This window comes from Streptomyces sp. NBC_00258 (assembly GCF_036182465.1).
Taxonomy (GTDB): domain Bacteria; phylum Actinomycetota; class Actinomycetes; order Streptomycetales; family Streptomycetaceae; genus Streptomyces.
The window spans coordinates 7,403,205-7,417,043 of record NZ_CP108081.1 but is presented as its reverse complement, the minus strand read 5'-3'; the positions used below and the strand labels follow the sequence as shown (position 1 = coordinate 7,417,043).

At 69.0% G+C, this 13,839-nt stretch carries 8 protein-coding genes; 3 read left to right on the top strand and 5 right to left on the bottom strand.

Translation table 11 applies throughout. From position 1 onward, the window contains the following. Window positions 1-22 precede the first annotated feature (22 nt). Window positions 23-1,003, top strand: coding sequence for a UDP-glucose 4-epimerase GalE (gene galE / locus OG718_RS33080; RefSeq protein WP_143632747.1), 981 nt, complete (start codon window positions 23-25; stop codon window positions 1,001-1,003). Between the two features lie 154 nt (window positions 1,004-1,157). On the opposite strand, the gene OG718_RS33075 is transcribed toward galE, so the two are convergent. Both OG718_RS33075 and OG718_RS33070 read right to left on the bottom strand, forming a co-directional pair. After that, the gene (locus tag OG718_RS33075; protein ID WP_055517933.1) at window positions 1,158-1,379 is read right to left on the bottom strand and encodes a hypothetical protein; all 222 of its coding nucleotides are present in this window, start codon (window positions 1,377-1,379) and stop codon (window positions 1,158-1,160) included. 252 nt (window positions 1,380-1,631) lie between these two features. Beyond that, a complete protein-coding gene (locus tag OG718_RS33070; protein WP_328845889.1) occupies window positions 1,632-2,267 on the bottom strand; it encodes a TetR/AcrR family transcriptional regulator in 636 nt (211 codons plus the stop codon). A 199-nt stretch (window positions 2,268-2,466) separates the two neighbouring features. Here OG718_RS33070 and OG718_RS33065 point away from each other — a divergent pair, with 199 nt between their 5' ends. Both OG718_RS33065 and OG718_RS33060 read left to right on the top strand, forming a co-directional pair. Then, window positions 2,467-3,402, top strand: a complete 936-nt coding sequence (locus OG718_RS33065) for an ABC transporter permease (RefSeq protein WP_143632751.1) — start codon at window positions 2,467-2,469, stop codon at window positions 3,400-3,402. 121 nt (window positions 3,403-3,523) lie between these two features. Beyond that, window positions 3,524-4,270, top strand: coding sequence for an ABC transporter ATP-binding protein (locus OG718_RS33060; RefSeq protein WP_143633023.1), 747 nt, complete (start codon window positions 3,524-3,526; stop codon window positions 4,268-4,270). 70 nt (window positions 4,271-4,340) lie between these two features. Here OG718_RS33060 and OG718_RS33055 read toward each other — a convergent pair whose 3' ends face one another. The 3 genes from OG718_RS33055 to OG718_RS33045 all read right to left on the bottom strand — a co-directional run bounded on the left by OG718_RS33055 (window position 4,341) and on the right by OG718_RS33045 (window position 13,552). After that, the gene (locus OG718_RS33055) at window positions 4,341-5,450 is read right to left on the bottom strand and encodes a glycosyltransferase (protein WP_143632753.1); all 1,110 of its coding nucleotides are present in this window, start codon (window positions 5,448-5,450) and stop codon (window positions 4,341-4,343) included. Continuing rightward, window positions 5,447-8,341, bottom strand: coding sequence for a bifunctional glycosyltransferase/CDP-glycerol:glycerophosphate glycerophosphotransferase (locus OG718_RS33050; protein ID WP_143632755.1), 2,895 nt, complete (start codon window positions 8,339-8,341; stop codon window positions 5,447-5,449). Before OG718_RS33050 ends, OG718_RS33055 begins: the two co-directional genes overlap by 4 nt. A 273-nt stretch (window positions 8,342-8,614) precedes the next feature. Further along, window positions 8,615-13,552 carry an NAD-glutamate dehydrogenase gene (locus tag OG718_RS33045; RefSeq protein WP_143632757.1) on the bottom strand — a complete coding sequence of 1,646 codons (4,938 nt, stop codon included), beginning with the start codon at window positions 13,550-13,552 and terminating at the stop codon, window positions 8,615-8,617. Between the last annotated feature and the right edge of the window lie 287 nt (window positions 13,553-13,839).

Sequence of the window (13,839 nt, the reverse complement as noted above, 5' to 3'; positions counted from 1 at the left end):
CACACGAGGGGACGGCCGCTACATGACCTGGCTGATCACCGGCGGCGCCGGCTACATCGGGGCGCACGTCGTCCGTGCGATGACCGAGGCGGGCGAACGGGCCGTGGTGTACGACGACCTGTCCACCGGGATCGCCGAGCGCGTGCCCGACGGGGTGCCGCTGGTCGTCGGCTCGACCCTGGACGGGGAGCGGGTGGCCCGCGCGCTGAAGGACCACGCGGTCACGGGCGTCGTCCATCTGGCGGCGAAGAAGCAGGTCGGCGAGTCCGTGGACCTGCCGCTGCACTACTACCGCGAGAACGTCGAGGGGCTGCGGATGCTCCTGCAGGCGGTCACGGCCGCCGCGGTGCCGTCCTTCGTGTTCTCGTCCTCCGCGGCGGTGTACGGCATGCCGGACGTCAGCCTGGTGACCGAGGAAACACCCTGTGTGCCGATGAGCCCGTACGGCGAGACCAAGCTGGCGGGCGAGTGGCTGGTCCGCGCCACGGGCCGCGCCCACGGCCTGTCGACGGCTTCCCTGCGCTACTTCAACGTGGCGGGCGCCGCGGCGCCGGAACTGGCCGACACGGGCGTCTTCAACCTGATCCCCATGGTCTTCGAGAAGCTCACCGAGGGTGCGCCCCCGCGGGTCTTCGGCGACGACTACCCGACCCCCGACGGCACGTGCGTCCGCGACTACATCCACGTCGCCGACCTCGCGGACGCCCATGTGGCGGCCGCCCGCCGCCTGGCCGCCGCCCCCGGCACGGACCTGACCCTCAACATCGGCCGCGGTGAGGGCGTCTCCGTCCGCGAGATGATCGACCGGATCAACGAGGTCACCGGCCGCACGCTCGACCCGACCGTCACCCCGCGGCGCCCCGGTGACCCGCCCCGTGTCGTCGCCTCCGCCGACCGCATCGCCGCGGAACTGGCCTGGAAGGCCAAGTACGACGTCCACGACATGATCACGTCGGCCTGGGAGGGCTGGGTGCGGCTCCATCCCGAGGCCCGGAAGGACTAGGTGCCGAGGGCCAGGCGCTGAGGGCCGGACCGGTGACGAGGGGGGCGCCCCCGTTTCAGAAGACCGGTTCAGGAGGCCCGGAAACGAGCTCGCCGCGGACCGGACGTCGTCCGGGACCGCGGCGAGTGCCTGACGGGCGTACTGACGGGATCCGTCAGAGCTTGTCCATGCGGGTGTAGGGGCTGACGATACGGGCCTGGCGGGAGCCGAAGTCGACGAGCATCGCAATGCCCTCCTCGACGCCGACAATCCTGCCCAGGCCGAACTGGTCGTGCGTAACACGGTCACCCAGGGCGAAGTGCTTGGCGACCGGGACAACCGGAGCTTTGAAGGGACTGGTGGACAGGTGGCGCCGGGGCGCGGATGGCTTCGTCATCGTCAGTCCAGTATGCGCCCCCGAGGGCCTCGAAAGTGAGGCCCGGATGACAACGATCCGGACGCTACGGGGTTGACGCCCCTTGCCGGGGCACCCCGCAAGGGGTGCGGAGCTGCGACGATTCACGGCTCCCTGGCATGAACGGGACCGGCGTCGGCCGACTTCCACTACCCGCACATGAACCCGGACTTCGTGGCCCGGCGGCGCCATTTCGACACCCTTCGACGCCTTACGGCCGCCTTTACAACATCCTTACAACGCCTTGAGCGCCACCGCCGTGGCCCGGGCCAGGCTCTCCAGGTACCCCTTCGGCAGCTTGGGGCTGCGGATCACCACCGAGCGCCAGTACAGCGGTCCGGAGATCAGGTCGAGCGCCAGTTCGTCGTCGATGCCCGTACGGACCTCGCCGCGCCGCTCCGCCGCGGCCACGATGCCGCTGGCGACGCCCTCCTGCCCCTCCCGCAGGGCCTTCTGCATGGCCTCGGCGATGTCCGGATTGCGGGCGGCCTCGGCCTGAAGGTCGGGGATGATCTGCGAGGCGACAGGGTGACGCAGGGCGCGGGACGTGACCTCGTACAGGAGACGCAGGTCGCCCTCCAGGGAGCCCGTGTCCGGTGCCGGCAGCCCCTGCACCGCGACCGCCGACACCAGGTCGAGCACCAGGTGCAGCTTTGAACGCCACCTGCGGTACACCGCGGTCTTGCCCACGCCCGCGCGGCGCGCGATCCCCTCGATGGACATCCGCGCGTATCCGACGGCCGCGAGTTCCTCGAAGACGGCCGCCCTGATGGCCTCCGTCACATCCTCCCGGAGCACCGCCGCTCCGGCGGGAGTCCGGCGGCGCGGCTGCTGCGGGCTCTCTGGGGCCCCGTCGGCGTTCGTCGTCATACCGAACAGCATAGGGGCGTCACGACGAAACGGTTGCGTTCCGACGTCAGATCGATCTACGCTCACGTTACGACGATACGGTTCCGTCCCGACGTAAAGAGGGTCCCAGGTACGGGTAAAGACGGGCCCGTAGCGACGTAAAAGAAGCGTTCGCACACCCCCTCCCACGAGCCCCGCGCTCCGAGCGAAAGCAGCGGATGTGAGTCAGGTCCTCCACACACCGCCCCCGGCACCCGACCCGGTGCCGGCGTCGGCCGCCCTGCCCGACGACGCCGCGGCACTCGCCGCCCGTTACGGCCTCACGGTCAGCGGCGCCCGTCCCACACTGCCCGCGTACGTCCGCCAGTTGTGGGCACGCCGGCACTTCATCACGGCGTTCGCCACGGCCAAGCTCACCGCCCAGTACAGCCAGGCGAAGCTCGGCCAGGTCTGGCAGGTGGCCACGCCCCTGCTGAACGCGGCGGTCTACTACTTCATCTTCGGCGAGCTCATGGGCACGAGCCGCGGCGTGCCGGACTACATCCCGTTCCTGGTCACCGGCGTCTTCGTGTGGACGTTCACCCAGAGCTCGATCATGGCGGGCACCCGGGCGATCTCCGGCAGCCTCGGCCTGGTGCGCGCCCTGCACTTCCCGCGGGCCGCGCTCCCGGTGTCGTACGCGCTGCAACAGCTCCAGCAGCTGCTGTTCTCGATGGCCGCGCTGTTCGTGATCCTGCTCTGCGTCGGCGTGCCCGTGAGTGCGTCCTGGCTGCTGGCCGTTCCCGCCCTGGCACTGCAGTTCGTGTTCAACGCGGGCGTGGCGATGATCATGGCCCGGATGGGCGCGAGGACGCCGGACATCGCACAGCTGATGCCGTTCGTGCTGCGCACCTGGATGTACGTGTCCGGTGTCATGTGGAGCATCGACAGGGTGCTCACCGCCCACCAGGACATGCCGCACATCGTGCTGGTCGCCCTGGAGTGCAACCCGGCCGCGGTCTACATCGACCTGATGCGGTTCGCGCTCATCGACACCTTCCACGCGAGCCAGCTGCCCCACCACGTGTGGGCGCTCGCGGTCGGCTGGGCACTGCTCGCCGGCGTCGGCGGCTTCATCTACTTCTGGAAGGCAGAGGAGACGTACGGCCGTGGCTGATCCCAGGAACGCACCCGCCCCCACCCTCGTCGCGGACCGTGTCCCCGGCGAGGCGACCGACGGCTCCGTCCCCACCCTCGGGGCGGACCTCGTCCCCACGGTCGTCGTCGACCGCGTCGACATCGTCTACCGCGTCAACGGCACGGGGGCCGGCCGCGGCAGCGCCACCGCGGCCCTCAATCGCATCCTGCGCCGGAAGAAGACCGAACAGGCGTCGGGTGTGCGGAAGGTGCACGCCGTGAAGGCGGTCTCCTTCACGGCGTACCGGGGAGAGGCGATCGGGCTCATCGGCACGAACGGGTCCGGAAAGTCCACGCTGCTCAAGGCCGTCGCCGGACTGCTCCCGGTGGAGCACGGGCGGATCTACACGGACGGTCAGCCCTCGCTGCTCGGTGTGAACGCCGCCCTGATGAACGACCTGACCGGCGAACGCAACGTCCATCTCGGCGGCCTCGCCATGGGAATGTCCCGGGAACAGGTGCGCGAGCGGTATCAGGAGATCGTCGACTTCTCCGGCATCAACGAGAAGGGCGACTTCATCACGCTGCCCATGCGGACGTACTCGTCCGGTATGGCCGCACGGCTCCGTTTCTCCATCGCCGCGGCCAAGGACCATGACGTGCTGATGATCGACGAGGCCCTGGCCACGGGGGATCGCTCCTTTCAGAAGCGCTCCGAGGCTCGGATCCGGGAGTTGCGGAAGAGTGCGGGGACGGTCTTTCTCGTGAGCCACAACAACAAGTCGATCCGTGACACGTGCGATCGGGTGCTGTGGCTGGAGCGGGGGGAGTTGCGGATGGACGGGGGTACGGAGGAAGTGCTGAAGGAGTACGAGAAGTTCACCGGAGGTGGGGGGAAAGCCCCCTGAGGGGCGCGGGGAACTGCGCGAGCGACCACAGCGCACCCGCAGCCGACGAACAACCGGGATCCGCCGGGGATCAGCGTTCGAGGAAGCTGAACAGGTCCTCCCACCTGTTCACGATCTCGGTCGTCGTGTAACGCCGGATGTTGATGCGGGCCCGGTCGCCCATACCGTCCCGCAGCTCCTTGTCGGACATCAACGTGTCGAGGCGGCGGGCCAGTTCACCGGTGTTGCCCAGGGTGGCGAGCAGACCGTCCTCGCCGTCGTGGACGATCTCGTGGACGCCGGGGGCGCAGTCGAAGGCGGCGCAGGGCACGGCGGTCGCCATGGCCTCCATGAGGGCCAGCGGGAAACCCTCGCCGCGGGAGGACTGGACGAAGACGGAACCGCCACGCAGGGCGCCCGGCACATCGCTCGTACGCCCCATCCAGTCCACGGAGCTGTCGAGTCCGAGAGCCGTGCACTGCTTCTTCAGGATCTCCTCGTCCTCGCCCGAGCCGTAGATGCGCAGCCGCCAGTCGGGATGGCGCGGCGCGACCTCCGCCCAGGTGTCGAGGAGCATGTCGATGCCCTTCTGGTCGTGCAGCCGTCCGATGCTGACGACCGCCTTCTCGGTGCGCGGCGAGGGCACCTCAGGCATGAACGGCAGCGGATTCGGCATGAATGACGCGTTGTTCATGCCCTGTCCGATCCACAGGTCGGCGTCCTCGCGGGTCAGCGCCAGCATGCGGTCGACGTCCTTGTAGTACTTCCGCACCCGCTGGAAGCGCGAGGACGCCTTCGAGTACTCGAAGGACTCGTGGCTCATGCCGATCACGGTCAGCCCGCTTGTGTCGGCCTGCGCGACCCACTCCATGGCCCACACCTGCGTGACGATGACGACAGCGCCCGGCCGGGCCGCCCGGAACAGCGCGGTGAGCCTGACGGCCTGCTCGCGCATGCTCGCCTCACGCGCCCGGCCGGGCCGCGGCGGCTGTCCGGCGTACAACGTCGTCATCGGGTAGGGCACTTCGCCGAGTTCCTGCACGACGCCGGGCGGGGTGATGCCGACGACATGGACGCGGTGCCCGCGCCCGGTGAGGAGCCGGGCCATCTGGTGCGACCAACTGGTCACTCCGCCCAGCTCGTCGACACTGTTGGAGACGAAGAAGACGTCCCGCTGCGGATCGGTGCTCACGAGGGTCATCCACGCCTCCACTGCGCGAAGAACTGGTCGACGATGCTCTGGGCGGCGTTCCCCTTGTCGTACTCGCCGAATTCCGCCACGAACCCCTCCCGCGCCTCCGCGTACTTCACGGCCTGCTCGTCCAGGGAGGCAAGAGCGGTGTGCAGTTCCTCCTCGGTGCGCACGACCGGCCCCGGCGCCCGCTCCAGCAGGTCGAAGTAGGTCCCGCGGCCCTCGTGCACGTACTCCTCGTAGTCGTACGCGAAGAAGAACATCGGCCGGCCGAGGAGCGCGTAGTCGAACATCACGGACGAGTAGTCGGTGATCAGCCCGTCGGCGAGCGCGAGCAGCGGGGTCACGTCGTGGTGTGCCGACACGTCGAGGACGCGCCCGCGCACGGACGGCGGGAGCACGACGTGGTTGAGGTAGTGCGAGCGCACGAGCAGGACGTACCGGTCGCCGAACGTGTCGGCGAACCGCTCCACGTCGAAGGGCAGCTCGAACCGCCGCTGCCTGCCCCCGTGCTGACGGAAGGTGGGCGCGTACAGCAGTACGGCCTTGTCGTCGGGAAGCCCCAACTCTGCGGCGAGCGCCCCGCGTTCGCGAAGGCCGGCTTCCTCTTCCCTTCTCCTGGCCCGCACGAGGTCGTCGTTGCGGGGGTAGCCCACCCTCAGCAGCGTCTTCTCCTTGAGGCGGAACGCCCGGGCGAGGGTGCGTACGTCGTGCTCGGAGCGGATCAGGAACCGGTCGAAGCGGTCGAGGGTGCGCTGCTGCTCGGCCTGCTCGGGCCGGGTCCTGAGCTTCCACTCGGGCTCGTCGAAGCCCATCCGCTTGAGCGCCGAACCGTGCCAGGTCTGGATGTACGTCGTCCCGGGCCGCTTGGTGAGCTTCAGCGGATAGCTCTGGTTGTCGACCCAGAACTCGGCCTGCGCCAGCGCCTTCAGATAGGGCAGCGACCAGCGGCGTACGAGGGTGGCGTCGGCCGGGAACCCGGAAGGATCGCTCCCCGTGTACGACCACACGGCCTCGAAGTCGAGCCCCTGGCGCCGCATCTCCTCGTAGATCGCCTTCGGGCTGTCGCTGTACTGCCGCCCCAGGTGACTCTCGAAGACGACGAGCCCCTTCTTCACGGGCAGCCGGCTGAACACCTCGTGGTAGAGGCGGATCTTGGTGTCACCGGAGGTGAGCCTCCTGCGCACCTGCTTCGCCTTCCGGTACCCGGACTTGGCGAACCGGCCGGGCGCGCCCCGCACACCCCGCTCGACGAGCGCGTCCACCTTCTCGCGGGTCACGATCCGGAAGGAGAGATGGCCGCGCGAGGAGATCTCGGGCGTGACGTGGTCGGCGACGAGCCGGGTGAGCCGGGGCCGGACGGACAACTGCCCGTCGGCCAGCCCGGGTTCGGAGGCGGTGAGGCGGGTGGTGGTGCGTACGCCGTCGACGTCGAGATGCAGCCGTACGTCCCACACCGCGTCCACGATGCCCAGCGGCCGCAGCCCGCGCGCGAGGTCGGCCGACGCCTCCCAGCCGATGGTCTCGCCCTCGTGCCGCAGGGTGGCGACCGGGAAGCGGAAGATCTGGAACCGCACTCCCTTGCGGCGGGCGGCGAACTCCAGCTCGCCGGTGAGCCGGGCGCCGGGCGGAACGACACCGAGGGGGTTGGTGATGTGCCCGGCCAGCCGAACGGTACCGCCCGCTTCCTCGTACCCGGTCAGCACGTTGCGCAGGAACATCTTCTCGACGGGCTTCGTGTGATAGCCGAGTTCGGTGACGTCGAGGACGCGTCGGGCGAAGTCTCCGTCGAGGTGATCGTCGAGGTGTTCGGCGCACCAGTAGATCCGGCCGTCGCGCTCCACCATCGGCGCGGAGATCTTGTCGCGGTTGGTGAGCGTGTCCACGGCCGGCAGCAGGTTGTCCCAGTCGCTCTTCTGCAGCAGATAGGCGCAGATGGCGTGGATGGGCTCCACCTCGTCGAAGGCGGCGCGGTCGATGGACTCCAGGTAGTCGCGGGCGATCGCGGCGAACTCCTCCCGGTAGGAGGCGTCCCGGAACGGCAGGTCACGCAGATGCAGCACCAGGTCGTGCTTGAGGAACTTGACGTCCTTGTGGAACTTCAGCTCCAACAGGCCCTTGTCGGCGAGGAGTTGATCGACCCGGCGATGGATCTCCATCCGGTGCGCGAAGTTGGCGATCTCCGCACGCCGGTTGCTGATCGACTTGGTCGCGGCCTTGTCCACGACGTTCCAGTCGTAGACGCGGTTGGGGATGAGGGTGATCCGGCGGGCGGCGGCGTAGGCCTGAGCGGAGAAGAGCAGGTCCTCGTAGTGGATCCCGACGGGAAACGAGAGCCCCTGCCCGACGAGGAAGTCCCGCCGATAGCACTTGTTCGTCGAGAGGGTGTCGAAGACCAGCAGGTCGGGCAGCTCGGAGATCGACTCCAGGGTGCGGGTGCCGGCGTACAGCCAGGGGTACCACTTGACCTCCTTGCCGTTGCGTGAGTCCACGTGCACCCGCACGCACATCCCGGAGACCAGGTCGGCGCCGGTCGTCTCGGCCGCCTCCAGCATGTTCCGGCATGCGTTGCGTTCCAGTACGTCGTCACTGTCGAGGAAGAGGACGTACGTGCCGCGCGCCCGGGCGATGCCGTGATTGCGGGGAGCCCCGCATCCTCCGCTGTTCCGGTCGAGCTGGAACGCCCTCACCCGGCCGGGGTGCTCGGCGGCCAGCCGCCGTGCCACGTCGTACGACCCGTCCGTGCTCCGGTCGTCCACGATCACGACCTCGACGTTCCGCAGGGTCTGCTCCAGCACGGAGCGCACGGCTGTGGGCAGCCGTGTCTCGTCGTTGTAGACGATCACTACGACGGATACGTCCGGTACGACGCCCTGCGCGGGAAGCGATTCCTCGTTCATCCTATTTATCCTAAGTGTCCCTCGCTGGACCCTGTACGGGGTCTAGGCCGCTTGGGGGCCACTTAGGTAGATGTTGATCGAGAGGCCCGGGTTGCTCCCGGGACTTCTCCGCCCCCGCTCCAGCCCGTCCGGCGTTTGAGGACGAGGCCGTTCAGGCCGACAGCGGGGGTCTGGGGGCGGCAGCCCCCAGGGACGGGACGGGTAGGGGCGGCGGGGGCGAAAAAAGAGGGGCGCCCCCAACCCGCAGGGCGCCCCTTCTCCGGTCGCGAGGAACTACGTCCGCGTACGCAGCATCGTCCGCATCGTCCGCATCGCCACCGACAGATTCGCGAGATCGAACGCCTCGGACCCCTGGATCTCCTCCAGAGTCGTCCGCGCCCGAGTGAGAATCGCCGTGTTCTTCTGCTCCCACGCCTTGTACCGCTGCTCAGGCGTGGACCCCCCGTTCCCGACGGCGAGAACATCGGCGGTCAACGCGGCGTGCGCCGCATACAGGTCCTCACGGATGGACGCCCGGGCCATGGACTGCCACCGGTCCGCACGAGGCAGCTCGATGATGCGATCCATGAGCTGCGTGATCCGCAGCCGGTCGGCGAGGTCGTAGTAGACCTCCGCGACGTCCATCGGGTCCTTGCCCACCCGGTCCCCCACCGCCACGATGTCGAGCGACGGGAAGGCGGACGAGAACCCGGCCACCCGCTGGGCGAGCTCATCGGGCACCCCGCCCTCGGACAGCTCGTCGTAGATCTGCTGGTACCACTCCTGATCCGCACCCCGCAGCAGCTTGGGCAGCTCGGCCCAGACCCGCGTGACCCCGTCCCGGAAGAAGTCGATCGTCTCGGCGAGCTCCAACGGCTGCGGCCGGTTGTTGAGCAGCCACCGCGTCCCCCGCTCGACGAGCCGCCGCGAGTGCAGCCTGATCCGGGTCTGGACACCCGCGTCGACCGTGTTGTCGAGCGCCTCGACGGCGTCCCACACCTCGCTGGAGTTGAAGATCGCACGGGCCGCGGTCTGCGCCCGGACGATCTCCTCCAGCGAGGCCCCGGTCTCCTCGCGGAGGCGGTGCAGGAAGCTCGTACCACCGGTGTTGACCGTGTCGTTGACCAGCACGGTCGTGACGATCTCGCGCGACAGCGGATGGTTGTCGATCTGCTCGATGAACTGCTCGCGCAGCGCGGTCGGGAAGTACGCGTGCAGCAGGCTCCGCAGATACACGTCGTCGGGCAGCGACGTGTGCAGCAGCTCGTCGGAGACCGTGATCTTCGTGTACGCGAGGAGGACGGCCGTCTCCGGCGAGGTCAGGCCCTGCCCGGTGCCGAGCCGCTCCCGGATCTGCCGGTCGGTCGGCAGGAACTCCAGCGCCCGGTCCAGATGGCCCTCGCGGACCAGGTGGCGCATGAAGCGCTGCTGGGCGTGGAGCATGTCCTTGGACTGGGCGAGCGCGTTCGCCAGGGCCGTGTTCTGCGCGTAGTTGTTGCGCAGGACGAGGGCGCCGACCTCGTCGGTCATCTCGGCGAGCAGCTTGTTGCGCTGCTTGACGGTCATGTCGCCGTCCGCGACCACCGCGTTGAGCAGGATCTTGATGTTCACCTCGTGGTCGGAGGTGTCCACGCCCGCGCTGTTGTCGATGGCGTCGGTGTTGACCTTGCCGCCGGCCTGCGCGAACTCGATGCGGCCGAGCTGGGTGAGACCGAGGTTGCCGCCCTCGCCGACGACCTTGACCCGGAGGTCGGCGCCGTCCACGCGGATCGCGTCGTTGGCCTTGTCACCGACGTCCGCGTGCGACTCGGTGGACGCCTTCACGTACGTACCGATGCCGCCGTTCCACAGCAGGTCGACCTGCGCCTTGAGGATCGCCCGCATCAGGTCGGCGGGGGTCATCTTGGCGATGTTGCCCTCGATGCCGAGGGCCTCGCGGATGTGGCTGTTGAGCTGGATGGCCTTGGCCGTACGGGGGAAGATGCCGCCGCCCTGCGACAGCAGCGTCTTGTCGTACTCCTCCCAGGAGGAGCGTGGCAGCTCGAAGAGGCGACGACGCTCGGCGTACGAGGTGGCCGCGTCCGGGTTCGGGTCGATGAAGATGTGCCGGTGGTCGAAGGCCGCGACCAGCCGGATGTGCTCGCTGAGCAGCATGCCGTTGCCGAACACGTCACCGGACATGTCACCCACGCCGACGACCGTGAAGTCCTCGGTCTGCGTGTTGACGGCCAGCTCCCGGAAGTGCCGCTTGACGGACTCCCAGGCGCCGCGGGCGGTGATGCCCATCTTCTTGTGGTCGTAGCCGGCGGAGCCGCCGGAGGCGAAGGCGTCCCCGAGCCAGAAGTTGTAGCTCTCCGCGACACCGTTGGCGATGTCGGAGAACGTCGCCGTGCCCTTGTCCGCGGCGACGACGAGGTACGTGTCGTCCTCGTCGTGCCGTACGACGTCGGCGGGCGGTACGACCTCGCCGGCCACCATGTTGTCGGTGATGTCGAGCAGCGCCGAGATGAAGGTCTTGTAGCTGCGGATGCCCTCGGCCAGCCAGGCGTCGCGGTCCACGGCCGGGTCCGGCAGCTGCTTGGCGACGAAGCCGCCCTTGGCGCCGACGGGCACGATGACGGTGTTCTTGACCATCTGTGCCTTGACCAGGCCGAGGATCTCGGTCCGGAAGTCCTCACGCCGGTCGGACCAGCGCAGACCGCCTCGCGCGACCTTGCCGAACCTGAGGTGGACGCCCTCGACGCGCGGCGAGTACACCCAGATCTCGTACGCCGGACGCGGCGCCGGCAGGTCCGGGATGGCCTGCGGGTCGAACTTCATGGAGACGTACGTGTGCGGCTCGCCGCCGCCCGCCTCCTGGAAGAAGTTCGTGCGCAGGGTCGCCTTGATGACCGTGAGGAACGAGCGCAGGATCCGGTCCTCGTCCAGGCTGGCCACCTGGTCGAGGGCGGCGTCCAGCTCCTCGAGGAGGGCGTCGGTCAGTTCGAGGCCGGCGCGCTGACGGTCCGGCGACATCCGCGCCTCGAAGAGCGAGACGAGCAGCCGGGTGGTGTGGACGTTGTTGCGGAGGGTGTCCTCCATGTAGTCCTGGCTGAACGTCGAACCGGCCTGCCGCAGGTACTTGGCGTACGCGCGCAGCACCATCGCCTGCCGCCAGTTCAGGCCGGCGCTCAGGACGAGGGAGTTGAAGCCGTCGTTCTCGGCCTGCCCGGTCCAGGTCGCCGAGAAGGCCTCCTGGAACCGCTCGCGGCCGTCGTCACCGAGGTGGTCGCCGTTGCCGCTGCCCGACTTGGGCAGGCGCAGGCCGAAGTCGTAGATCCACGCGGACGCGCGGTCCGAGCAGCGCAGCTCGTACGGGCGCTCGTCGGTGACCTCGACGCCGAGCCGAGTGAGGACCGGCAGGACGGCGGAGAGGGAGACCGACTCCCCGGTGCGGTAGATCTTGAAACGGCGCTCACCGGGGGCGGCCCCCACCGGCTCGTACAAGCTGAGCGCGAAGTTCTTGCCGTTGCCGAGCTGCTCCAGGTGGACCAGGTCCGCGACCGCGGTGCGCGGGTTGTGGTCGGCCTTGTAGCCCTCGGGGATGGCGTTGCCGTACCGGCGCAGCAGTTCGGCCGCGCGCTCCTCGCCGCACTCGGCGTTGAGTGCCTCGGCGAAACCGTCGGCCCAGGAGCGGGCGGCCTCGACGAGCCGCGCCTCGATGCGGTCCTTGTCGGCGTCGCTGAGCTGCGGCAGTTCGGTGCCCTGCGGGACCCGGACCACGAAGTGCAGCCGGGAGAGGATCGACTCGGTGTTCCAGGCGGTGAAGTCGACGCTGATGCCGCCGAGCTCCTCCTTCAGGATGTCGATGATCCGCAGGCGCACGCCGGTGGTGTAGCGGTCGCGCGGGAGGTAGACGAGCGCGGAGTAGTAGCGCCCGTACTCGTCCTGCCGCAGGTAGAGCCTGAGGCGCCGCCGCTCCTGGAGGTAGAGGACGGAGGTGACGATCGCCCGGAGCTCGTCGGGCGGGGTCTGGAAGAGCTCGTCGCGCGGGTACGTCTCCAGGATCTGGAGGAGGTCGCGCCCGTCGTGGCTGTTGGGCAGGAATCCCGCGCCCTTGAGGACCTCGGCGACCTTGCGCCGGACGACGGGGACGCGGCGTACGGACTCGGTGTACGCGGCGGAGGAGAAGAGACCCAGAAAACGGCGCTCGCCGACGACGTTGCCGTCACCGTCGAACTTCTTCACGCCGACGTAGTCGAGGTAGGAGGGCCGGTGCACGGTGGCGCGGCTGTTGGCCTTGGTGAGGACCAGCAGCTTGTGCTCGCGGGCCTTGGCGCGGGCGTCGGCGGGCAGCCGCTCGAAGGACGGGCTGACCGGGTGGCTCTCGTCGGTCGCGTGGTGCGGGTCCGAGCGCAGGATGCCGAGTCCGGTGCCGGGAACGGCGGCGAGCGAGTCGTCCTCGCGCAGCTCGTACTCCCGGTATCCGAGGAAGGTGAAGTGGTCGTCCGCGAGCCAGCGCAGCAGCTCACGGGCCTCCTCCACCTCCTGGTCGCGCAGGTCGTCGGCGGTCGGCTCGGTGGGCAGTTCGTCGGCGATGCGCAGCGCGGAGTCGCGCATCTTCTCCCAGTCCTCGACCGCCTCACGGGCGTCGGACAGGACACGCACCAGGTCGGCGGTGATCTGCTTGAGATCGGCGCGGTCGGTCTCGCGGTCGATCTCGACGTGGATCCAGGACTCGACGAAGGCGTCGTGGGGCAGGTCGCCCGAGGGCCGGGTCCTCAGGACCTCGATGAGCTTGCCGGTGAGGTCGCGCCGCACGATGACCTGCGGGTGGATGACGACATGGATCCCGCGCCCCTGCCGGGACAGCTCGTTGGTCACGGAGTCGACGAGGAAGGGCATGTCGTCCGTGACGACCTCGACGACGGAGTGGCTGCAGGTCCAGCCGTTCTCCTCGACCGTCGGGGTGTGGACTCTTACGTTGGCCGTGCCCTGAGGTCGGTTCTCGGCCAGCCGGTAGTGCGAGAAGGCGGCTCCGAAGACGTCGTCCGGGTCTCGGTCGGTGAGGTCTTCAGGGGCGGTGTGCAGGTAGTAGCGCTGGAGGAACGCGAGCAGGGTGTCCTGGTCGGGAGCGCTCGCGCCCGTCTTCCCGGTCGGCAGGTGAAGAATCCCCCCGACCGGGCTGTTCTCAGCTACCCGGGCGGCCCGTTCGAGCAGCTCGGCCTTGGCTTCGTCCAGCTTGGTCTGCATTGTCCTCTGGCTCCTGTCGCGCGCCGTTGCGTGACGTCGTAGAACGTGAAGTGACGTAGCGCCGCGACGCGGGGTGTCCGGTCTCGTTCGACGCTATGCCGCGATGAGAGATGAGCGGGGCGTTATCGGCCATTCTTGGCGGCTCCGGAGGCTGTGACGCTGCTCTCGGTGCACCTGCGCCTGCCGCGTATGCGGTGTTTTCTGCGCTTCCCCGCTCGGAGAGACCAGCGACCGCCCGGTCACGGATGTCGTCCGTGCGTTCCGGGCGCAGGGCAGGGGCGACAAGG